This is a genomic window from Photorhabdus heterorhabditis, assembly GCF_001280945.1.
In the GTDB taxonomy this organism is placed as follows: domain Bacteria; phylum Pseudomonadota; class Gammaproteobacteria; order Enterobacterales; family Enterobacteriaceae; genus Photorhabdus; species Photorhabdus heterorhabditis.
The window spans coordinates 1-21,428 of the sequence record NZ_LJCS01000010.1; the positions used below are offsets into that span (position 1 = coordinate 1).

21 protein-coding genes and 4 pseudogenes are annotated in these 21,428 nt (G+C 38.9%); 16 read left to right on the forward strand and 9 right to left on the reverse strand.

Going from position 1 to position 21,428, the window contains the following annotated elements:
• Nucleotides 1-221: 221 nt before the first annotated feature.
• Complete coding sequence (locus tag AM629_RS05705; RefSeq protein ID WP_054476975.1) at nucleotides 222-1,967, reverse strand: GH39 family glycosyl hydrolase; 1,746 nt, start codon at nucleotides 1,965-1,967, stop codon at nucleotides 222-224.
• 327 nt (nucleotides 1,968-2,294) lie between these two features.
• Nucleotides 2,295-2,450, reverse strand: coding sequence for a type 2 periplasmic-binding domain-containing protein (locus AM629_RS21930; RefSeq protein WP_083451880.1), 156 nt, complete (start codon nucleotides 2,448-2,450; stop codon nucleotides 2,295-2,297).
• Between the two features lie 256 nt (nucleotides 2,451-2,706).
• Between AM629_RS21930 and AM629_RS05710 the strand changes: the two genes are divergently transcribed.
• The 4 genes from AM629_RS05710 to AM629_RS05730 all read left to right on the forward strand — a co-directional run bounded on the left by AM629_RS05710 (nucleotide 2,707) and on the right by AM629_RS05730 (nucleotide 5,154).
• The gene (locus AM629_RS05710) at nucleotides 2,707-3,585 is read left to right on the forward strand and encodes a hypothetical protein (RefSeq protein ID WP_072161820.1); all 879 of its coding nucleotides are present in this window, start codon (nucleotides 2,707-2,709) and stop codon (nucleotides 3,583-3,585) included.
• The gene (locus AM629_RS05715; protein ID WP_235525406.1) at nucleotides 3,578-3,976 is read left to right on the forward strand and encodes a DUF1240 domain-containing protein; all 399 of its coding nucleotides are present in this window, start codon (nucleotides 3,578-3,580) and stop codon (nucleotides 3,974-3,976) included. The genes AM629_RS05710 and AM629_RS05715 overlap by 8 nt, the downstream gene beginning before the upstream one ends.
• Before the next feature lie 385 nt (nucleotides 3,977-4,361).
• The gene (locus tag AM629_RS21935; RefSeq protein ID WP_200905753.1) at nucleotides 4,362-4,757 is read left to right on the forward strand and encodes a hypothetical protein; all 396 of its coding nucleotides are present in this window, start codon (nucleotides 4,362-4,364) and stop codon (nucleotides 4,755-4,757) included.
• A complete protein-coding gene (locus AM629_RS05730; protein WP_054476978.1) occupies nucleotides 4,750-5,154 on the forward strand; it encodes a DUF1240 domain-containing protein in 405 nt (134 codons plus the stop codon). The genes AM629_RS21935 and AM629_RS05730 overlap by 8 nt, the downstream gene beginning before the upstream one ends.
• Nucleotides 5,155-5,219: 65 nt before the next feature.
• On the opposite strand, the gene AM629_RS05735 is transcribed toward AM629_RS05730, so the two are convergent.
• Nucleotides 5,220-5,699, reverse strand: coding sequence for an Hcp family type VI secretion system effector (locus AM629_RS05735; RefSeq protein WP_054476980.1), 480 nt, complete (start codon nucleotides 5,697-5,699; stop codon nucleotides 5,220-5,222).
• Nucleotides 5,700-5,813: 114 nt separating this feature from the next.
• Nucleotides 5,814-6,707 (reverse strand): LysR family transcriptional regulator, encoded by an 894-nt coding sequence (locus AM629_RS05740; RefSeq protein WP_054476982.1) that lies wholly within the window; start codon nucleotides 6,705-6,707, stop codon nucleotides 5,814-5,816.
• 181 nt (nucleotides 6,708-6,888) lie between these two features.
• On the opposite strand from AM629_RS05740, the gene AM629_RS05745 reads away from it, so the two are divergent.
• Complete coding sequence (locus AM629_RS05745) at nucleotides 6,889-8,079, forward strand: MFS transporter (protein WP_072161821.1); 1,191 nt, start codon at nucleotides 6,889-6,891, stop codon at nucleotides 8,077-8,079.
• Nucleotides 8,080-8,081: 2 nt separating this feature from the next.
• On the opposite strand, the gene AM629_RS05750 is transcribed toward AM629_RS05745, so the two are convergent.
• Complete coding sequence (locus AM629_RS05750; RefSeq protein ID WP_054476984.1) at nucleotides 8,082-8,891, reverse strand: PTS sugar transporter subunit IIA; 810 nt, start codon at nucleotides 8,889-8,891, stop codon at nucleotides 8,082-8,084.
• A gap of 318 nt (nucleotides 8,892-9,209) precedes the next feature.
• On the opposite strand from AM629_RS05750, the pseudogene AM629_RS23280 reads away from it, so the two are divergent.
• Together AM629_RS23280 and AM629_RS05760 are read left to right on the forward strand one after the other, a co-directional pair.
• Nucleotides 9,210-9,503 (forward strand): annotated as a pseudogene (locus AM629_RS23280) (Na+/H+ antiporter NhaC); the annotation flags it as partial.
• Nucleotides 9,494-10,354, forward strand: a pseudogene (locus AM629_RS05760) (MalY/PatB family protein); the annotation flags it as partial. The pseudogenes AM629_RS23280 and AM629_RS05760, both read left to right, overlap by 10 nt.
• Nucleotides 10,355-10,566: 212 nt before the next feature.
• On the opposite strand, the gene AM629_RS05765 reads toward AM629_RS05760, so the two are convergent.
• Nucleotides 10,567-10,779, reverse strand: a complete 213-nt coding sequence (locus AM629_RS05765) for a helix-turn-helix domain-containing protein (RefSeq protein ID WP_054476987.1) — start codon at nucleotides 10,777-10,779, stop codon at nucleotides 10,567-10,569.
• Between the two features lie 867 nt (nucleotides 10,780-11,646).
• Between AM629_RS05765 and AM629_RS05770 the strand changes: the two genes are divergently transcribed.
• The 4 genes and pseudogenes from AM629_RS05770 to AM629_RS05780 all read left to right on the forward strand — a co-directional run bounded on the left by AM629_RS05770 (nucleotide 11,647) and on the right by AM629_RS05780 (nucleotide 13,540).
• On the forward strand, nucleotides 11,647-12,339 hold the full coding sequence (locus AM629_RS05770) for a PAS domain-containing protein (protein WP_054476988.1): 693 nt from the start codon (nucleotides 11,647-11,649) through the stop codon (nucleotides 12,337-12,339).
• 34 nt (nucleotides 12,340-12,373) lie between these two features.
• Nucleotides 12,374-12,922 (forward strand): annotated as a pseudogene (locus tag AM629_RS05775) (helix-turn-helix transcriptional regulator); the annotation flags it as partial.
• 161 nt (nucleotides 12,923-13,083) lie between these two features.
• Nucleotides 13,084-13,179, forward strand: a pseudogene (locus AM629_RS25195) (helix-turn-helix transcriptional regulator); the annotation flags it as partial.
• Between the two features lie 109 nt (nucleotides 13,180-13,288).
• On the forward strand, nucleotides 13,289-13,540 hold the full coding sequence (locus AM629_RS05780; protein ID WP_054476992.1) for a hypothetical protein: 252 nt from the start codon (nucleotides 13,289-13,291) through the stop codon (nucleotides 13,538-13,540).
• Nucleotides 13,541-13,684: 144 nt separating this feature from the next.
• On the opposite strand, the gene exbD is transcribed toward AM629_RS05780, so the two are convergent.
• Both exbD and exbB read right to left on the reverse strand, forming a co-directional pair.
• A complete protein-coding gene (exbD, locus tag AM629_RS05785; RefSeq protein ID WP_054476995.1) occupies nucleotides 13,685-14,110 on the reverse strand; it encodes a TonB system transport protein ExbD in 426 nt (141 codons plus the stop codon).
• 3 nt (nucleotides 14,111-14,113) lie between these two features.
• A complete protein-coding gene (gene exbB / locus AM629_RS05790) occupies nucleotides 14,114-15,085 on the reverse strand; it encodes a tonB-system energizer ExbB (protein ID WP_054477157.1) in 972 nt (323 codons plus the stop codon).
• A 353-nt stretch (nucleotides 15,086-15,438) separates the two neighbouring features.
• Between exbB and metC the strand changes: the two genes are divergently transcribed.
• From metC to dkgA, 5 genes are all read left to right on the forward strand, one after another.
• Entirely contained in the window at nucleotides 15,439-16,632 is a 1,194-nt protein-coding gene (metC, locus tag AM629_RS05795; RefSeq protein ID WP_054476997.1) for a cystathionine beta-lyase, read from the forward strand.
• 380 nt (nucleotides 16,633-17,012) lie between these two features.
• Complete coding sequence (gene abiEi / locus AM629_RS25110; RefSeq protein ID WP_054476999.1) at nucleotides 17,013-17,525, forward strand: type IV toxin-antitoxin system AbiEi family antitoxin; 513 nt, start codon at nucleotides 17,013-17,015, stop codon at nucleotides 17,523-17,525.
• Between the two features lie 22 nt (nucleotides 17,526-17,547).
• On the forward strand, nucleotides 17,548-17,781 hold the full coding sequence (locus AM629_RS05805) for a nucleotidyl transferase AbiEii/AbiGii toxin family protein (RefSeq protein ID WP_054477001.1): 234 nt from the start codon (nucleotides 17,548-17,550) through the stop codon (nucleotides 17,779-17,781).
• Between the two features lie 317 nt (nucleotides 17,782-18,098).
• Complete coding sequence (locus AM629_RS05810; protein ID WP_054477002.1) at nucleotides 18,099-18,770, forward strand: DedA family protein; 672 nt, start codon at nucleotides 18,099-18,101, stop codon at nucleotides 18,768-18,770.
• A 360-nt stretch (nucleotides 18,771-19,130) separates the two neighbouring features.
• Nucleotides 19,131-20,003 carry a 2,5-didehydrogluconate reductase DkgA gene (gene dkgA / locus AM629_RS05815; protein WP_054477005.1) on the forward strand — a complete coding sequence of 291 codons (873 nt, stop codon included), beginning with the start codon at nucleotides 19,131-19,133 and terminating at the stop codon, nucleotides 20,001-20,003.
• A gap of 124 nt (nucleotides 20,004-20,127) precedes the next feature.
• Here dkgA and murA read toward each other — a convergent pair whose 3' ends face one another.
• On the reverse strand, nucleotides 20,128-21,393 hold the full coding sequence (gene murA / locus AM629_RS05820; RefSeq protein WP_054477007.1) for a UDP-N-acetylglucosamine 1-carboxyvinyltransferase: 1,266 nt from the start codon (nucleotides 21,391-21,393) through the stop codon (nucleotides 20,128-20,130).
• Between the last annotated feature and the right edge of the window lie 35 nt (nucleotides 21,394-21,428).

Consider the following 21,428-nt stretch of genomic DNA (forward strand, 5'->3'; position numbering starts at 1 on the left):
CGGCAAGGGAGCGAATCCCCGGGAGCATAGATAACTATGTGACCGGGGTGAGTGAGTGCAGCCAACAAAGAGGCAACTTGAAAGATAACGGGTATATCTTATCAAATGAATTATCATTATCAAACAAACTCTCTTAAGAGCCTGTTTAATTAAAATGATTTTATTTCCAATTAATTAATCCAGATGAAAAATTTACTATAACATTTCCATTGAATATAAAATTAATTATTCTCTAGCTCTAATGAATATAATGTTACCGTTGAAGGTTTGGCACCTCTATCTACCAATGTTAATTTATTATCAGCAATAGACACCTTAATTTGGTTAGTGACTTCTGGTGGTGTCATTTGTTCCAACGATCCACCTTCTTGAATACGATAGGCTTTAACGTTAAATTTTTTATAATTGATATGGTTAATGACTACGGTAACGCCATGGTCGCTATCAGTATAATCACGACTTTTAGCTTTCAACAGATTACTCGGAAATGGCTTAACAGGATCATGTTGCACTACCGCATTATCAACACGGATGGTTGTCGGATCAACTCCACCAAACCATTTATCCTTACTCCAATTATCCGTTAATTGATCCAGTAATCGCCCAGTATCCAGATAGTATTGTTGATATAAATAATCAGGAGCTACATTACCATCAGCAAAATCCTTATCAACTTTATAATTTGCAGCCAGGATATTAATCTTATTACCTTCCGTATTCTCAGTTGCTAAAACCGTTAACCCTGTTGAGAAATCCCTATTACTACTTAAGATATAAGGTGTTTCGAACATTCTGGCAAACAAGTAAAAAGATTGAGCCGAATAGGTACAAAAATTTTTAATATTTGGTTTTTTAGGATTAGGCTGATTATTAAACAAACCAAAAGATGAGCCATCTCCCCGATAATAATAAGCTCTGTCGGCTTTTATATACTGCATATAAATAAAGGTGGAAGCAATATATGCCGCATTTTTAATGCTCTGTATCTTTGTATATGTATTTTTTGTCGCAATAGGGCAGGAATTCCATTCAGTACAAAAACTCTCGGCATCGGTAAAACCATAAGTATTCAACCCCTCTTGAACTGTATTCCCCACATCAATAATGTTTTGCGGGTCTCCAGTTTCAACATATCCATGCCAGGAAAAGAAATCTAACGGTACATGATTATCTCTACAATATCGTAAAAACCCTTCAAAATAATCTACTTTTGATCTATCAACAAACGCAATACCAGCACCACCTACTTTAACCAAAGGATCAACAGCTTTAATTATTCTTGCTATTTTTGCATATAACTCATAATACTTTTTAGGATCATCATTATTCCAGAAAAAATATAAATCAGGTTCATTCCAAACCTGCCAATAGGTTATTTTTCTTGGTAAACCGATCCTGGCATAGTTTAAAGCATAGCGATTCACCAACGTGCTGACTAATATTGCATAAATATCAAAATCCTCTGGTATTTCATATCCACCATCAACGGAACGCCCAATACGAAACATTATCTGTCGCTGAATATTATCTGGGTTCAGTTCAGCGTTATTATTCATAATGTCACGCAGATAAGCATCCGTCATTTTATAATTAGCCTCTTTTAATGCAAGACTAATATCATTATTTCTCATACCGACAGCAGCATAGGGAAAGATAGTTCTGATATTTGAAATATCAGCGAACAGTTTTTTAGCCTCAGGTTTATTTTCTTCTGGAACATTAACAATAATTTGATTGTTATCATTGACTCGATCCGCATGGACATAATTATCCATATCGCCAATGCCAAAACCATCATGAAGCCGGATATGTGTAATGCCCATCTGATTAAATTGATCATCTAAATCAGGGAAACCCGGCATCAAAGATTTAGGAACACCATTCAAACCATTAACCTCTTTAAGCAATGATTGATGCCCTGCTAATAAATCTCGGTGATTTTTATTAAATGAAAAAACTTTAGTCATAATAAACCTCTATATTCATTAATAATGATATTGCTATAAATAAAAAACAATATAGAAGAATAAATATATTTCTCTGAAAGCTCAACAACAATAAATGAATCGAATACATAGAGAATAGTTAAATATCAATTTTAACTACATCTTATAACTCTAAATTATTACTTTGAATTTATTGTATTAACCCAAAAATTACATGGATATGATTATTTCAACAAATAAAATCGACACTATAATTTATTTAAAAATAAACATTAAAAGATCGCAAGTGTATAAATAACAACTAAACAACCTTAGTAAAACATTCCTGCAATAACGACATAAATGCTATTAATTTTTCTGGCGGGTGAGCAAGTACTCACAATAAATATCTTCTTTACGTCCATCGGGATCATTGAATAAAGGCATAAGTTTTCCAGAATGAATATCCGTCGATACCACCCAATTAGGCAAAAGCCCTACCCCAAATCCACTGACTGCGGCCATTCTCAATGTTTCAAAGTCATCACTACGAAAGATCCTGTTATCATTATTGAAGTTAAACGATCCCTAGCGGGATCAGTCAAACGTTCTGCTTGATCAAGTTCAACTTGAATTTTAGGATATCGCGTAAATAGTTCTGCCAGCCTCAATAGGGAAACTTGAGCCAGTTCACAAAAGTTCAGAAAAACTAAAGAAAAAATAGTCAAGTCCGATAAGATATGCAATATCAATTAACTATAAATATATGTGGAGTTACAAGATGAAATATGATCCACGGTTAAAAACATTTGTTGAAGATGATTATAGATATGAAGACCATCTTAACTTTAAGAAACAAATAGAAGATCAAAAACATAACCGCATGCTATTGGAATTGGAAAATCAATTTAAACTAAACCAAGAAGTTATCGCTTTATTGACAGAGGATGAAGCTATAGATTATATGAAAACACTAGATCATAATTTCTATAACTCATGGAAGAATAATATCAAAACTATCTATTCATATACTGATCCAGTTTCATCTTTTGCTGGTAATATCTACGATTCCTTTGGAGTGGCAAGAATAGTAAATGATTTAAGAAGCTTCAATGTGGAAGCAACAGAGTATTTTGGTAAGGATGGAAAAAGATATATAAAGTTGTCAGGTTACCCGGGTGTAAGAAATTATTTAAACGCCACAAGATATCTTGCTAATAATCCCCAGATAGTGTCTTTTGGGGTAGGTACACTAGGTATTGAAGCTGGAATTGCCCAAGGTGCTAGATTCGGTATAGTATTCTCAGCTGCATATAGGCTAATTGAATTAATATTTAAAGATAAATATGGATTGGTTGATTTGTTTGTTAACTTAACAATCGATGGTGCAAAATTAGCTATCTCAATAGGTGTTGCTTCGACGGCTAATACGCTCATAGTTGCCCCACTCTTAGCTGTAGGGTGGAGTCTTATGGCTGTAACCCTTGGAGTTTTTCTTCTTGGGGTTGGAGTTTCTTTTGCTTTGTATTGGTTAGATGATCACTTTAAAGTTAGTGAAACTATAATTAAAAGTCTAAAGAATAGTAATAGAAAGGTAAATCCGACACCATACCATCCGGATCAACTTTTTAATATGTGGGGTAGATTTAGTCGTGGATAATACAAGCAAAACAAAACTATATTTAGGCATGTCGTTGCTTATTTTTATGGCCTTGTTATTTATATTTTTCTCATTGAGTGATTATATAGGTTTCTTTAGACGTGATAGCGTCATTACATTCTCATGGAAGAGTGCGGGTTTTATTTGGTTTAGTCCTTTGCTTATTAATCTTGCTTATGCATTATTAATGATCGCGTTAAATAGGACAAAGAATCTTAATGGCAAAATAGGCGATTATATTTCATATGTATCAATAGCCGGTTTTATCCTTACTCTATTTGTGTCTTTATATGTTGATGATGAATTAAGAGCTGAGGAATATTTAATCTGTAGTAAATCATCATGGATGGCTCCAAATAAGTATGTTAAGGACATTTCACTTTGTTACTAAGCATATGCTCTTTATGCTTAGTTGTGTCGAGTCGCCAGCAGGCAACTCGACACAACTAGGGTTTTATGTTTATTAATAATTTCTATCTTCCCATGTGCTGTAAGCAGATGTGCCGGCTGTTATATAATTCCATGAGATGGATTGATGGAAGAAAATATATAAAGTTGTCAGGTTACCCGGGTGTAAGGAACTATTTAAACGCCACAAGATATCTTGCTAATAATCCCCGTATCGTGTCTTTTGGGGTAGGTACACTAGGTATTGAAGCTGGAATTGCCCAAGGTGCTAGATTCGGTATAGTATTCTCAGCTGCATATATACCCAATAGATTTCAAGTTGCAGTGCGGCGGCAAGAGAACGCATCCCCAGGAGCATAGATAACGATGTGACTGGGGTAAGTGAACGCAGCCAACAAAGCAGCAGCTTGAAAGATGAAGGGTATAGACTAATTGAGTTAATATTTAAAGATCAATATGGATTGGTTGATTTGTTTGTTAACTTAACAATCGATGGTGCAAAATTAGCTATCTCAGTAGGTATTGCTACGGCTGCTAATACTCTACTGGTTTCTCCAGTCTTAGCTGTAGGAGGAAGTCTTATGCTTGTAGCTCTTGGCGTTTTTACTATTGGGTTTTTAACTTCTCTTGCTTTATATTGGTTAGATGATCACTTTAAAATCAGTGAAACTATAATTAAAAACATAAAGAATAGAAAGGTAAATCCGACACCATACCATCCGGATCAACTTTTTAATATGTGGGGTAGATTAAGTCGTGGATAATACAAATGAAAATAAAACTAAATTATACTTAGGAATTTTATTGCTTCTTTTTATGGCAGGGTTATCTATATTTTTTTCATTGAATGATTATGTTGGTTTTTTTAAGCGTGATGGTGTTATTACATTCTCATGGAAAAGCGCTGGAGCTATTTGGTTTACTCCTGTATTGATTTATATTGCCTATATTTTATATAGAATCTCCTTGGGTAATGTCAAACGTCTTAATAGCAAAATAGGCGATTATATTTCATATATGTCAATAGCCGGTTTTATCCTTACTCTATTTATGTCTTTATATGTTGATGATGAATTAAAATCTGAAGGATATTTAATCTGTAGTAAATCATCATGGATGGCTCCAAATAAGTATGTTAAGGATATTTCACTTTGTTACTAAGCATATGCTCTTTATGCTTAATTGTGTCGAGTAGCCGACTCGACACAACTAGGGTTTTATGTTTATTAATAATTTCTATCTTCCCATATGCTATAAGCAGATGTGCCGGCTGTTATATGATTCCATGAGATAGATTTATAGTTGAGTGTAACTCTTTCATATGGCATGGCTTCAAAATCATTTATAGAATGCGGGTATATACAAGAAACATCCGTGATAGTGGCTTCAGTGATTTTTACTTCATAGAATAATTCCAATTGTCCTGCTTGACCTGTTCTGTAAAAAACAAAAGTACCATTTAGAGATTCGTTTGAATCTATTGCCATAGCTAATAATGGTGATGATTTATCTATGGGTTTAATGAATTGTATTGGTTGATGGCTGACATTCTGCTGGCGCGTTATTGTGTGGTTTAAACTCAGTACTTGTATTTGGTTTTCGTGACCATTTTGATATCTGTTTCCTATTGAGTCTAGGGTTGAACACCCAGCAGAGATCAGCCCTTGTTTTTTACCATTCAAAGACAAATAAATCATGTATGACATAAAATTACCATCCTAATTTTTTATAATTTAACCTAATAAATTCTAAGTCAGTTAAGTATGTAACCTAACACATAAGTAAAAATTATAGTAGTAATATAAATCTATCCATCATAACTAAACAATCCTGGTAAGCCACTCCTGCAATAACGATATAAATACGGTTAATTTTGCTGGCGGGTGAGCAAGTGCCCGCAGTAAATAAATATCTTCTTTACGTCCATCGGGATCATCAAATAGAGGGATAAGTTTTTCAGAATGAATATCTGTCGATACCACCCAATTAGGCAAAAGCCCTATCCCAAATCCATTAACAGCGGCTATTCTCAATGTTTCAAAGTCATCACTACGAAAGATCCTATTATTATCGCTGAAATTAATAGCACTGCGATAGCGTGACCAGCAAATACCAGCAGGGTCATGATGTTTATCAAGTAAATAATGTTCACCCAGTTCAGTAAGTGTTGTCGGCATTCCATGCCTTTGAATATAACTTGGGCTAGCACAAATAATCCAAGTTTGTATAGAAATGCGTTTTGAATAAAGCGTGCTGTCTTTTAATTCTCCAACACGAATAACGGCGTCGAGACGATCCCTAACAGGATCAGTCATACGTTCTGTTTGATCAAGTTCAACCTGAATTTTAGGATATCGCGTAAATAGTTCTGCCAGCATCGGAATAATATGCTGACGCCCAAACGTTGGCAGGCAAGCTATGCGTAATGTCCCTTGCGGCTCGCCATTCAACGCCGCTAACTCAGCCTGAACATCGACAAGGTTATTTACAATATCTTGCGCCCTTGAAAACAAAATCTCCCCTGCATCAGTCAGTGATAAACCACGGGTAGAGCGAAAGAATAGTTTTGTCTCTAGCGTCTGTTCAAGGTTGTCTATTTGACGAGTGATAGAAGATGCAGCCATACCTTGTAAACGCGCAACGGCAGAAAAACTCTGTGAGCGGGCAACATGAATGAATGTTGTTAGCATATCGGTACGTAATAAATCTTTCATCGCAATTTTTACCTATAAATATTCAAACACTTCATATATTACAAATAATAAATAACGCCTATTAGCGCTATCATTTTTGCATTCTATGCAAAACAATTTCGCTCGCTCTTTTTATTCCCACGATCTCAAGATAGTGCCAGAATCATTTCATCATAATTCCGACCAAATGCTGAGAGTTCCCATGTCAAATACAGCAACCAAACCAAATCCTATTTCTTCTATCTCTCTCATCTTGTTATCTATTGCTTGTGGTTTTGCTGTAGCGAATATTTATTATAACCAATCATTATTGCCAATAATTGGGACAAGTTTTAACGCTAATGGTTCAATATCCGGCTGGATCGCGACACTAACGCAGATCGGTTATGCGGCGGGACTTCTCTTTTTTGGACCGCTTGGAGATACGTTAAGCCGTCGCAAACTGATTTTCTGCCTGTTAATCGGCAATATAATCAGCCTTATCCTATGTGCCACTGCACCAAATTTTACGTGTCTTCTGGCAAGTAGTCTGATTGTGGGACTAACTTCTATTTCAGCACAAATCATCATTCCCGCCGTATCTGGTTGGGTAATACCAGAAAAACGGGGACGAGCTGTAGGAAATCTGATGAGTGGCCTTTTCGCGGGAGCACTGCTTGCCAGAACATTAAGTGGTGCAATCGGAGAACATTTCGGCTGGCGTGAAATGTTTATATTGGCTGCTTTAATCGATATATGCCTATTTTTTCTGATCTGGTTTGTGTTGCCAGAAATAGAACCACCACACACGATGACTTACGGCCAACTTCTTATTTCACTCGGTAAATTAGTAAAGCAACAATCCCTTTTGCGTGAAGCCGCATTATCCGGTTTTTTACTGTTCGCCGCTTTTAATACGCTGTGGGGATCGTTGGCCTTATTACTTTCCCAACCACCTTACGGATGGGGAAGTGATATCGCAGGTCTTTTTGGTTTGACGGGCATTGTAGGAATGCTCGCCTCACCAATAATAGGTTCATTGACAGATCGCTTCGGTGGAAAAGCCATTGTTGCCACAGGCGCTTTATTAGTGACATTGGCCTTATGTCTAATTAGCGGCACGAGCCACAGTATTCTATTTTTATTCGCGGGTATTATTCTGTTAGATCTTGGCAGCAGAGCGGGTTTAGTGGCAAATCAAACACGGTTGTATACATTATTACCTGATGCTCGCAACCGGCTAAATACCGTATTTATGATCTGTTATTTCGCCGGTGGCGCAATAGGTTCCTCTTTGGGTGCTGTCGCAGCCTGGCATTTTTCTTGGTATGGTGTTGCTTTCAGCGGTGGTGGATGCGCATTATTAGCCGCTCTGAAGGTTCTGTTTAGCTCAAATAACAGCAAGAAAATATGATCTTACACACTACACCCCAAACTATCTTTGGCGATAACCTGAAAATCATAAAAGCTTTGGCTATTCAATAATCTTTTCGTTGCTTTTTCGCGTAAGAAAGTCACAAATAGATCATAAATTATCATTGCTTCTTCATATTCCGCTTTACTGATCGCCAGCAGAAAAATAACGTTCGCCATCTCTTTTTTCTCTTTGTCCCACTCAATGCCGTCCGGGGACAATATTGTTACTACCACAGTCTTATGCGCTACTAATCCCAATGCATGTAGTAATGCAATTCCCTCTCCCAATAGAGTTGATACAATAGCCTCTCGTTCAATCAGTGAAGAATAAAAGTTTTTAGTCACATAACCGTCTGTTTCCAATTTTTTACAAACATATTTAAATAAGGCTTTCTGCGTTATTTTTCTTTTGAGGATCATAAAGTATTTTTCGTCAAAGAAACGTTCAAGAATATAGGGTTTAGTCCGGTCGATCATGGCTAACCACCCGATTTGTTCTAATTGGTAAGGTGTTGGGAATGGTGCAATTTTAACAATGGGTTTATTTTTTTCTGTCAACCTAACTGTGGTAATAATAAAATTTTCATCAACGGATTCCAGTTGTTGATACTCACATAATGCAATAATGTTCCGCAATTTAAGTTGATGAAATTCACGAATAATATTCGATTCAATCATACGAATTGTTGAATTACCCGCATCCGTCACAATCAGAACCTGAGGATATCGGGTATAACCCGTGTTGTAATTTCGTTCAAGCCCTACCCCAATATGCACAGCTAAATAGCCCAATTCATATTGGTTATTCATCTTTTTTCAATGAGATTACCCTACACTCTTTAATTCACTATTTGGAGGCCCATTTTTTCCAGTTTGAAATGGAAATATATAGACTCTTACGGGATATTTGAGCCAAATGTGATATTAAGAATATCCATTGAAATATACCAACACAAAGCCAGTGGTTATTACAGCTACTCAATTATAAGCAAGATCAAAAGTTGATATATAAATCACATTTTCACATCTCATGAAACCAATTACATGAACAAGTAATCTCTGTCACATCTCATTCGAAATAAATTCATTATTCTATTTCAACAACCTATCTGAAACTGGAGTTTTTATATGGATGATAAGAAAAAGCTTAATCTGGGACTCGCTATACTGCCAATCGCAGCAATGCTCTTACTATTAGTTATTGGATATGGTCAACTGAATTTACGCATTGAATCTTTATTGCTCATATCAGCAGGAATAACAGCAGCCTTGGCATATTGGCAAGGTTATCGTTGGAATGACATCATTGATGCGATTATCGCAAAGCTAGCCAAAGCTATGCCGGTAATGATGATACTGATTTGCGTAGGTGGGTTAATTGGAACCTGGATGTTCAGCGGAACCATACCTATATGGCTTTACTGATACAAATGCTGAGTAAACCGGGGCAAGGCGTCGTTGTGCAGGGGCCTTATTATAGTTCGTTCGCCAAAATTATCACCATGAACGACAGGATAGTTGTTGAAAATCCTCTACTTGAAAGCCCGGCAGGTTATAAAATTGACTATGCTCATTTAGAGCAAGTGTTAGAGCAACACAGGCCACCTTTGCTATTGTTATGTAATCCACATAATCCTACTGGCAGATGCTGGGATCGTAACGAGCTGACTCGGCTATTAATACTCTGCAAACAGCACGGGACAACAGTTATTTCCGACGAAATTTGGGCTGATTTAGTTTTACCTGGAGAAACATTCACATCGATCCTGCATCTGGGGAGTGAATGGCATGATAATGTCATTGCCGCCACCTCAACAAGTAAGGCATTTGGACTTTCATCACTCCGTATATCAAATTTTCTCATTCCAAATCCTAAACTTCGACGTGCTTTTATCGATCGATTGAATGCTCATGGGCTAGACGTATTCAACGCGCTATCTATGGCTGCGGCTACAGCAGCATATCAACATGGGGATGTATGGCAACATTACCTAGCGGAAAACCGTTGCTGGTTCGAGCAGGCTTTAACGTCTGCCGTTCCCTGGTGCCGAATGACCAAAGCGGAAGGTACATATTTGGCCTGGCTGGATTGTCGCGATTTAGGCTTAGATGATGATATTTTGCAACGGGATTTATTACAAAAAGCCAAAATAGCCGTTTCAATGGGATTAAGTTTTGGCGATAAGGGAAAAGGGTTTATCAGAATAAACTTAGGTTGTCCTCGTGCCTATCTTGAAAAGGCAATCGACGGTTTAGTTCAATTGACGCTATAAAATAAAAAATTTTAATCAGAGCATAATAACAAAGCAGGGCGTTAATAGCCCTGTTTTAATTCTATTATCATACCTGAAGCTTTCCACAAGAAAATTTTCAGGTAATCAGGTAATCAGGTAATCAGGTAATCAGGTAATCAGGTAATCAGGTAATGAGTTTCCTCTCATTAATTTTTATATGAGAATTTCATGTTAATTTTAAAAATAGCAATTCATTTAAAATATCTGCTTGGCCATATTTCGCAAGGCTCACAATTCAAAGCGGTAGCAATGAGCTGTTCACCTTTAGGCCATGGTCGATGCAGTGCATTACTTAACGTGGATGATGCAAGCCCCGCTTCTCTTGAAACAGCAGATAACGACGTTCCCCGTTTTTTAAGTCCCGCAATAATATCCGCTGGGTGCCAGTCGTTTTTTACAATCATTCCTTTCTCCTCAGTTTTATTATTCAAGGTGCTATATTCACACTCTCTTCAAATTGATATTTTTATACCCGTTATCTTTCAAGTTGCCTCTTTGTTGGCTGCACTCCCTTGCCGTCGCGATCCATCTTGAAATCCATTGGGTATATATTTATTTCTACAGCTTTTTCCCTGAGTCCGCACTGGCGCGGAATGCTAAAAAATAGCTGTACTAAGATATTAAACCCCGCCAAGTACAGCCAAATATTCTCCGAATAGGAAAATGTTATGTCTAACGACAAAAAGGTTACAAATTAACGCTAATTATTCAAATTTGAACTTTAAATGTTCTTTTTAGAATACCAGAATGTTCAAAGATTTTAGTTATTTTTGAGAATGATGGAAGGGTATGAAATACTTTAATGAATGTCTTAAAGAAACTCTTCAGTTGCGAGGAATGACACCCACTCAGTTAGTTCATCGAATCGGTGTGCAAGGTGAAGGTGGTTATATTCCGAAACTTCTTTCAGGGCAAATCGACAAAAGTACATAGACACAATCAGTGAATGTCTCAATGTCAATGTTACATGGCTTAAAAGTGGAGATAGGCTGCCTGTCGTAATAATATCTCATATCTTTATAAGACCATCCATCTTAACAAATTACGATGTTATGTCCGTGAAATTTTTAACTGACAAAATAAACCACTTAAATAAATTTCAATAAAAACGATATCTTTGATTATATTATTTGCTATTTATAATAACATTATAAAATTAATCAACATGCAGTCTTTGGCTGGATAATTGTTATACTATATTCTTGAGTTCTTTTATATAATCAGAAAACAATTCATTCAGATAATGATTTAATCATAATTAAGGAGTTACTATGTCAAATATGAAGAATAAACCGAGTAATATCACTCCACAATTAATTTACATGTGGGAAAAAAGTATTGACCCTTGGGGGGTAAAAGATCTTCAATCAAGATTTATCTATGCCAATCCTGCTTTTTACCAACTGCTTGACTTACCTGAAAATTTCGACGTTGCAGGGCTTACTACAGGTGAATTACCCTCACCTATTGCAGAATATGAAGAGGAATCTTGCCGTCAGGATCAAAAAGTTATTCAGACTATGCAACGAGTCACTTCAATGGAAACTCACTCATTTGGAGAACGTAAAATTAAACAAGTTTATCTCTGTGATAAATATCCACTTTGTGATGAAGATGGCAATTGTATTGGGATCACCTTTCATATGCACAAAACGCAAAACTTTTCTACTGCTTACTACTATGAAAAAAGCTCTCCAGCAACGCTGGAATTCATCCCTCCTAATGACACACTGACGCAACTTGAATGGGAAGTTCTCTTTCTAACTCTGCGTTCATGGGATGATGAGAAAATCAGTGAAGAGTTAATGATAAGTCCCGAAGATGTGGTTAATCATATTCAATCTATTTACCAAAAATTCAATTTGCCATTACATGCAGAATTAAAGGATTTCTGTAAAGAACATAAACTTGATCTCTATATCCCTGAAAGATTTATCACTATTGGGAGTAGAGAACTAAGCTGATTAATGTCATTAAAACATGATAAGGAACGATGATATGAATAATAAAGTAATCATTTCACCTCAAATAATTAATACATTGGAAGCCAGTAACGACCCTTGGGGAATAAAAGATAAAAACTCATGCTTTATTTATGGCAATAAAGCACTTAAACATCTTGAAAATCTCCCAGATTCATTTAATTATGAAGGACGATATGATTATGAGCTTCCTTGGGATGGAGCTGAGTTTGCAAAAGAATTCGTTCTTCATGATCAAAGTGTAATGAAGAGTGAAACAACAGTATGTTCGCTTGAAACACATATGTACGGGAACAATAAATTCTTATCATCTCATTTTTGTGAAAAATACCCACTATATAATGATGAAAACGAATGTGTCGGAGTCATTTTCCACGGATGGGAAGCTCAGGATTTCTCATTAACCCGTCTATTTTATGGAAAACTCCCCGCTTCTATTATGTTTCAACCACCGACTAATTTATTTACCCAACGGGAATGGGATGTCATTTTTCTCTCTTTACATAAATATACCAGTAAACAAATTGGCAGAATATTAAACATTTCTTACCGTACCGTTGAACACTATACCCAATAGATTTCAAGATGCATCGCGGCGGCAAGGGAGCGAATCCCCGGGAGCATAGATAACTATGTGACCGGGGTGAGTGAGTGCAGCCAACAAAGAAGCAACTTGAAAGATGACGGATATATACGGCACAAATATACAGAAAGGTTGATGTTAAGTCTGCTCAGCAATTGGAAGAATACTGTCGCTTTAATAATTATGATCTTTATGTACCAGAAAGATTTTTACATCCAGCAAGCAGCATCTTGGCTTGAGTCTCAAATCTTAACGATACTCACGACGGGAAGTAACGGCTTAACCAGAATTCAGGTTAATTAACAAACACCATCTAGCATTCCACCTAATACTACACGGAGGAAACTGATGAAATTTCCTTTTCGCTGTTTCTTATTAGCCACTGCTTTAAGCTGTAGCTTTCCGTCAATCGCTATTTCTTTAGATAGCCTTCCTCTTATGCCGTGGTCACAAAATATTTCGGTGCAAAAAGGACGTCTGGATATTGATAACACGCTGAAAATTGAAATCACCAGTGATGAAATGCCTGACGCGATATTTAACGATACAGCAACGGCAACACGCGAAACAGCTATTAGATCACAGCGCACAAATGCATGATGAGGTTGTGATTCGAGCTGTATATCCACTGGAACGGCTGCTAGATCATACATCAGCGCTTCACTCTGTCAGGTAATTTACTACACCAGCTACCTATTCGTTTTATCTGAACCGCGCTTCTCAGCGCGGTTACTTAGTGGGAAATTAACCCGATGGAACCGCTTCCATCCCTACCAATCCCACTTTCAAATAACCCGATTTACGCAGAGAATCCATTACACTCATCAGTGTTTCATAATCCACGGTTTTATCAGCCTGAAAGAAGATGGTTGTCTCTTTATTAGATTGGGTTGTCTGATCCAATACCGCCGCTAAAGTATCATGATCTACCGGCTGATCACCGACATAAAGCTGACGATCAGCCTTAACCGTCAGGAATACCGGTTTTTCAGGACGTGGTTGCGGTTTTGCCGACGAAGCAGGTAAATCCACTTTAATATCAACGGTTGCCAGTGGTGCTGCTACCATGAAGATAATTAACAGCACCAACATCACGTCAATAAACGGTGTGACGTTGATTTCGTGCAATTCGCCACTATCGTCCAAATCTTCATTAAGACGCATTGCCATAAATCACCTTGTCTTGCTATTTGCCAAATCCAGATCACGGCCAAGTAGTAATAATGACTGGGCCGCCATATCACCAACCTGACCACGGTAAGAAGCTATCATACGAGCGAAAATGTTATAGATCACAACAGCTGGAATTGCCGCCACTAAACCGAGAGCAGTCGCTAACAGAGCTTCTGCGATACCCGGAGCAACAACTGCAAGGTTAGTTGTCTGTGAGTGAGCAATACCGATAAAGCTGTTCATGATGCCCCACACCGTCCCAAACAGACCAACGAAAGGAGAAATCGCACCAATAGTCGCCAGATAACCATTACCACGCCCCATATAACGGCTGATAGCCGCAACTGAGCGCTCCAGACGGAAAGAAGCACGTTCTTTAGTGCTATTCAAATCAATGCTCTCAGAAGATAACTGGCGTTCTGTCTGTACTTCACTCAACAGCAAACGACTGATACTAAGTTTACTGAAACCTTCTGCAATTTCAGCCGCCTGATCAAGACTCTTGACTTCCGCCAGCGCCCATTGCTCTTTACGTAAACGACGACCCGCCACCAGCAATTCAGCACCTTTTGAGAAGAACAGTGCCCAAGTAATAACAGAAGCAATCACCAGACCAATCATAACGGTTTTCACAACAACATCAGCGTTCTGATACATGCCCCAAATAGATAGATCGGTTGCAAAGCCACTAGAGAGGTTGGCTTGATCCTCTGGAACGTCAGATAAACCAGCATCAGTGACAACCGGAGCCACTTGGGTAGACTCTGTAGCAAGCGCAGTTTGTGGAGCGGCCTGATTTGCTTGCAATGCAGTCGTATCTGAAGCTACGGCGGTAGCTGTCAGAGCAGGCGCGGCAACCTGTGTGGTTTTTGCCGTAGGATTGTTGTCTGTTACGGATGCTGGTGCTGTATCAGCCAGTGCTGTGCCTGTCAGTCCGAACGCCAATATTATTGAAGCAGTCAAATTACGCATCAGTTGGCCTTTGCTCCCTTTCTTATAAACCTTGTTATTTAGCTGTGAATTGCCTTTCGTCATCTCGCTAACCTTAATTTACCCTGAGTCTCCTCTCATCTTTCACCAGATGAGTAAAAATGCAGGCTGATAATATCAAACATTAAGTGATTTGATAGTAATTATCATTATTGTTTAATAAAAAAGTGTTACCCCTTCACAAAATAAAGTTAAAGAGGCCCCACTCGCAGGTTATCAGATGAATTTTCGTCAAGTTGCGCTAATCCCTTTGTACAAAAAGAACTAAATCTTTTAACGTGTTAACACTATTTTTTACACCTTTTCAAAAATCGAAATTAAGGTGGCAATGTATCATGACAGAAAAAAAACTGGAGACTTCATTAGTCAGCGCGGGCAGAATCCATAAATTTACTCAAGGTGCAGTAAACCCAATCATTCAGCGAACATCATCTGTAATTTTCGATTCTGTGGAATCCAAAAAGCAGGCGACAAAGAATTGCGCCAATGGCGAGCTATTTTATGGCCGTCGTGGTACACAAACCCATTTCTCCTTTCAGAAAGCAATGACTGAACTGGAAGGTGGTGCAGGCTGTATGCTTTATCCTTCTGGTGTTGCCGCGATCAGTAATGCCATTCTCTCTTTTGCTGCTACCGGTGATCATATTCTGTTAACCGGTTCGACTTACGACCCAACACAAGCCTTTTGTAACAAAATATTGTCACGAATGAATATTACTGCCGATTATTTCGATCCTATGATCGGTGAGGAGATTGCTAAACTCATTAAGCCCAATACCAAAGTGGTGTTTCTTGAATCCCCTGGTTCAATCACCATGGAAGTACAAGATGTTCCGGCTATTGTCCGCGCTGTACGGCGAGTCAATCCAGATATTGTCATCATGATAGATAATACCTGGGCTGCGGGTGTGCTGTTTAAAGCACTGGAGTTTGGTATCGATATTTCTATTCAGTCCGGCACCAAATATATTATTGGTCATTCAGATGCTATGTTAGGTATTGCCGTAGCTAACGAACGCTGTTGGGCGCAACTGCGGGAAAATTCCTATTTGATGGGACAAATAGCCGATGCCGATACGGTTTATATGGCAAGTCGCGGTCTACGTACTTTAGCAATTCGCCTGAAACAGCATGAAAAAAGCAGTATAGAAATAGCACGCTGGTTGCAACAAAGAACCGAAGTTGCAGAAGTCTATCATCCTGCTTTCCCCTCCTGCCCCGGTCACGATAATTTTATCCGCGATTTTAGTGGTTGTAATGGCCTGTTTTCCTTCCGGTTAAAAGAGAGATTAACCTCTCAACAGTTCACCGATTATCTGGATAATTTTCACCATTTTAAAATGGCATTCTCATGGGGCGGTTTTGAATCCCTGATTCTGGGTTATCAACCGGAAGAGATAAAAATGATGCGGCAATACCCTATCCCACAAAAAACAGGCACCTTATTCCGCCTGCATATCGGGCTGGAGAATGTTCAGGATTTGATTGATGATTTAGCCGAGGGGTTTAAGCGAATTTTTGCTGATTAATATCACTGATTTCACGTTGCATTTAAGTTTAGTTAACAAAGAAAACCCCTTTATAACACTTGCTTAAATATCAATTAGTTATTGGAATAATTTAACTACGCTAGTGAAATAAGAATCTCCTTCACTATTTTTGATCAAGCGCATTAAGTGGGCATTAACACCATAATAATGTAGTTTTAATGTCTACTTAAAATAAAACTATCGTTAATTAAGTAAACATTATACCCAATAGATTTCAAGATGGATCGCGACGGCAAGAGAGTGAATCCCCGGGAGCATAGGTAACTCTGTGACCGGGGTGAGCGAGTGCAGCCAACCAAGAGGCAACTTGAAAGATAACAGGTATATACCCACGAATACATAGAGCTACTTGTCTACTAATGGATAGATCCACTGCACTTAATCGATTAACTGACTGGGACAAAAAAGGACGATATATCTTCACCCTTGCCGATCTCAGAAAAATCTTTCCTGAAGATGGCACTAAAACACTTCAGGCAGGCTTAAATCGCCTAGTTAAAGAATCGGTGCTCTCGCGGCCTGTACGCGGAGTTTATCTATTTAACTTTGCGCACAGCCGCGATAGTTACACCATTGAACATATTGCCAAAGCACTACGACGCGGTGAGTACAACTACGTTAGCCTTGAATCCGCATTAAGTGAATATGGGATCATTTCACAGATCCCTATCGACAGACTCACCGTGATGACAACAGGCAGGAAAGGTGTTTATTACACTCCACTTGGCACTATTGAATTCACCCATACTAAACGCCAACAGGAAGATATTTTACCCAACTTACCGAACTGGCAATGCAGGTACCTGGACGCTCCCATATGCGACCAGTTATTGAGAAGGAATACTGCATTACGATATTCTCTATGGCCTTGATACTGATGGACTGTTAGATCAATTGACTTTCCAAGGCGGCACATCTCTGCGTTTGTGTCACGGTGCCCCGCGTTTTAGTGAAGATCTGGACTTTTCCGGCGGTGTTAACTTTAACTGTAATCAATTACAGGCCATGAAAACGTGTTTGGAACACTACATTGGCAAGCGTTATGGTTTTGAAGTTTCAGTTAAAGAACCAGCCGATTTAAAAAACGAACCTGAATATGCAGGTCTTAAGAACGAATTCAATATGTAGATAAGTTAATTATTTTTATATTTATGTGCAGATAAATTTTCATGTTGTTCTGGGTTCTTGTCAAAGCTGTCGTGGTAAACCAATAAAACTATTCATCAAGGATCAAGCAAGCCATGGTTAAGATTTTACGGTAAACTGACTTTATATATGCAAATGAAATAAATTTACTTATACCCAATAGATTTCAATTTGCAGCGCGGCGGCAAGTGAACGCATCCTAGGAGCATAGATAACGATGTGACTGGTAAGTGAAAGCAGCCAACAAAGCAGCAATTTGAAGGATGAAGGGTATAACAGTCACAGGATAAATATAAATAATGGAAGTGCTACACGAGATTATGCGGGCATTATGGCAGCATGATTTTTCTAAACTTGCCAACCCTGATATTCTCTGGATTATCTATGGCATTCTGTTCATGACACTGGTTCTGGAAAATGGCTTATTACCCGCAGCTTTTCTACCCGGTGATACATTATTAATCCTAACCGGTGCGTTGATTGCCAAAGGGGTAATGAGTTTTATCCCAACCGTTTTCATATTGACAGCCGCGGCAAGTATCGGTTGTTGGCTCGGTTATCTTCAAGGGCAATGGCTTGGTGATACTAAACGGGTTAAGGGTTGGTTAGCACAACTTCCCATTCAGTACCACCAACGGGCTAATATGCTATTTTTCAAGCATGGTCTGGCTGCTCTGCTACTTGGCCGTTTTTTAGCTTTTGTCCGAACTCTATTGCCTATACTTGCAGGTATATCTGGCCTCAACAGTAAACGTTTTCAAATTTTTAATTGGCTAAGTGGTTTATTATGGGTCATTACCGTGGTTGGTTTCGGCTATCTTCTCAATCAGATCCCGTTTATTAAAAACCATCAGGATCTAGTCATGAACATTCTGGTGATTTTACCTATCGTGCTGTTGTTAAGTGGCTTAGGTGCATCTCTATTGATGTATTGGCGCCACCGCAGGGCCTCTACGGTAAAACGTAAATAAAAGTCATCATGGTTTACAAACCGCAACAGGGTTTTTATCCTTAACTTCAAGTTAGAAAGTTTGCGAACCAATCGTATGTGGACTTCAGCTCAGTTATCGAATGATGTTTCTGTGTTGATGTTCCACAATATCAATATATGGTTTAGATCACGCCACTTGTATTACTTTCTTCAACTATTCTGAATATCAACTTAATATCAACCATCATTATTTATAACGATACATTTTAGCTGATATTTTAACTGTCTATACCCAATAGATTTCAAGATGGATCGCGATGGCAAGTTGGGGTAAGTGAACGCATCCAACCAAGAGGCAACTTGAAAGATAACAGGTATATCTTTTTTATAGGAGGTAGTAATGGATAATCAACCTATCATTAGACTTGCTGACGGAAACCATATGCCACAATTGGGACTGGGTTCATGGGCCGCAGATAACCAGCAAGTAGTGACAGCAATTCACGCCGCCCTAGATGTAGGTTATCGAGCAATTGACACCGCCGCTATTTACAATAATGAGAAAGGGGTAGGTAAGGCACTACAAGAAACAGACATTCCCCGCGAAGATATCTTTGTCACAACCAAATTGTGGAATGACAGACATAATGATGTCCGGGCTGCGCTAGCAGAAAGTTTAGAAAAATTACAACTCGATTATGTCGACCTTTATCTCATTCACTGGCCAGCACCACCGCAGGATCAATATGTCGGTGCCTGGCAGCAATTAATTGAATTACAAAAAGAGGGGCTTATCCGTAGTATCGGTGTTTCTAATTTCCAGCCTGAGCACATCCAGCGGCTGATCAATGAAACTGGTGTTCATCCTGTTATTAATCAGATTGAGCTACATCCGATGCTCCAGCAGCGTCAACTTCATGCCTGGAATGCCACACATCATATCGTTACCGAATCCTGGAGTCCTTTGGCACAAGGTGGTGAAAACGTATTTGATGATCAACTGGTTCAACATCTGGCACAAAAGTACGGTAAAACACCAGCTCAGATCGTTCTCCGCTGGCACATTGATAACGGTATGATTGTGATCCCAAAATCAGCCACGCTCTCAAGAATTAAAGAGAACTTTGAGATATTCAATTTCAAATTGGAAAAAGAAGATCTAACCGCTATGACATCTCTGGATATAGGCAAACGTCTGGGACCAACCCCCGAAACATTCGTTGATTTCAGTGAATTCAGTCACCTCCTTGATGATATTGATCCAAATGGCTAGTGCCAAAATTTGCACGCGTAATAAGAGATATTGATCTTTTGCGACACCCTCGCATTAGGCGAGGGTTTACGGCGGATTTTGCTAAGACTACAGTGCTTCCTGTTTCCAATATAAGGAAACAAAATTACTTTTCCGTTGATTTCACTCGTTCAATGTTTGCACCAAGTCCGCGCAGCTTATCTTCGATATGTTCATAACCCCGGTCAATATGATAGATACGGTCAACTACAGTCACCCCCTCAGCAATACAACCCGCCAGAACCAGGCTTGCCGATGCGCGTAAATCAGTCGCCATTACCTGGGCACCGGAAAGCTTTTTAACACCATGACAAAGCACCGTATTGCTTTCAATTTCAGCATGAGCACCCATACGAATTAATTCAGGAATATGCATGAAACGGTTTTCGAAAATAGTTTCTGTGATCATACCAGCACCTTCAGCAACCAAATTTAGCAAGCTAAACTGTGCCTGCATATCGGTCGGAAAACCGGGATGTGGTGCAGTACGTAATGTCACAGCTTTAGGTCGTTTACCGTGCATATCAAGACTTATCCAATCTTTGCCAATCTCAATATCAGCACCCGCTTCACGCAATTTTGCCAATACTGCATCCAACGTATCAGGCTTAGCATGACGGCAAACAACCTTACCTCCAGATATCGCAGCTGCAATAAGGAATGTACCTGTCTCAATACGGTCCGGTAATACACGATATACGCCACCGCCAAGACGCTCTACACCTTCAATGATGATATGGTCAGTGCCTGCGCCAGTGATTTTCGCTCCCAACGTATTGAGAAAATTAGCTGTATCCTCAATTTCAGGTTCACGTGCTGCATTTTCAATAACGGTTGTCCCTTCCGCCAACGTTGCCGCAGTCATAATAGTCACTGTCGCCCCAACGCTGACTTTATCCATCACAATGCAGGCACCTTTCAAACGCCCATTAACGGAAGCCTTAACATAACCCTCTTCCAAAACGATTTCAGCACCTAACTGTTCCAGGCCACTGATATGCAGATCAACCGGACGTGCGCCAATAGCACAACCTCCTGGCAAAGAGACTTGCCCTTGGCCAAAACGCGCTACCAAAGGACCTAATGCCCAAATAGATGCACGCATAGTTTTCACCAGATCGTAAGGCGCACAATATTGATTCACACTACGAGCATCCACAAATACAGAACCATTACGTTCAACTTTGGTTCCAAGGCGATTCAACAATTTAATAGTGGTGTCAATATCTTTCAGTTCTGGAACATTTTGCAATTCAACAGGCTCTTCAGCCAACAACGCGGCGAACAGGATTGGCAGTGCAGCATTTTTTGCCCCGGAAATAGAAACCTCACCCGACAAGCGAGTTGGTCCTTTCACACGAAATTTATCCATCTGTGACTACTCTCTTTATATAATTTGCCGTTCGC

Coding starts and splice junctions, on each gene's coding strand:
- AM629_RS05705 (WP_054476975.1), bottom strand. CDS start 1,967: ATGACTAAAGTTTTTTCATTTAATAAAAATCACCGAGATTTATTAGCA.
- AM629_RS21930 (WP_083451880.1), bottom strand. CDS start 2,450: ATGGCCGCAGTCAGTGGATTTGGGGTAGGGCTTTTGCCTAATTGGGTG.
- AM629_RS05710 (WP_072161820.1), top strand. CDS start 2,707: ATGAAATATGATCCACGGTTAAAAACATTTGTTGAAGATGATTATAGA.
- AM629_RS05735 (WP_054476980.1), bottom strand. CDS start 5,699: ATGTCATACATGATTTATTTGTCTTTGAATGGTAAAAAACAAGGGCTG.
- AM629_RS05740 (WP_054476982.1), bottom strand. CDS start 6,707: ATGAAAGATTTATTACGTACCGATATGCTAACAACATTCATTCATGTT.
- AM629_RS05745 (WP_072161821.1), top strand. CDS start 6,889: ATGTCAAATACAGCAACCAAACCAAATCCTATTTCTTCTATCTCTCTC.
- AM629_RS05750 (WP_054476984.1), bottom strand. CDS start 8,891: ATGAATAACCAATATGAATTGGGCTATTTAGCTGTGCATATTGGGGTA.
- AM629_RS05765 (WP_054476987.1), bottom strand. CDS start 10,779: ATGATTGTAAAAAACGACTGGCACCCAGCGGATATTATTGCGGGACTT.
- AM629_RS05770 (WP_054476988.1), top strand. CDS start 11,647: ATGTCAAATATGAAGAATAAACCGAGTAATATCACTCCACAATTAATT.
- AM629_RS05780 (WP_054476992.1), top strand. CDS start 13,289: ATGAAATTTCCTTTTCGCTGTTTCTTATTAGCCACTGCTTTAAGCTGT.
- exbD (WP_054476995.1), bottom strand. CDS start 14,110: ATGGCAATGCGTCTTAATGAAGATTTGGACGATAGTGGCGAATTGCAC.
- exbB (WP_054477157.1), bottom strand. CDS start 15,085: ATGCGTAATTTGACTGCTTCAATAATATTGGCGTTCGGACTGACAGGC.
- metC (WP_054476997.1), top strand. CDS start 15,439: ATGACAGAAAAAAAACTGGAGACTTCATTAGTCAGCGCGGGCAGAATC.
- abiEi (WP_054476999.1), top strand. CDS start 17,013: ATGGATAGATCCACTGCACTTAATCGATTAACTGACTGGGACAAAAAA.
- AM629_RS05810 (WP_054477002.1), top strand. CDS start 18,099: ATGGAAGTGCTACACGAGATTATGCGGGCATTATGGCAGCATGATTTT.
- dkgA (WP_054477005.1), top strand. CDS start 19,131: ATGGATAATCAACCTATCATTAGACTTGCTGACGGAAACCATATGCCA.
- murA (WP_054477007.1), bottom strand. CDS start 21,393: ATGGATAAATTTCGTGTGAAAGGACCAACTCGCTTGTCGGGTGAGGTT.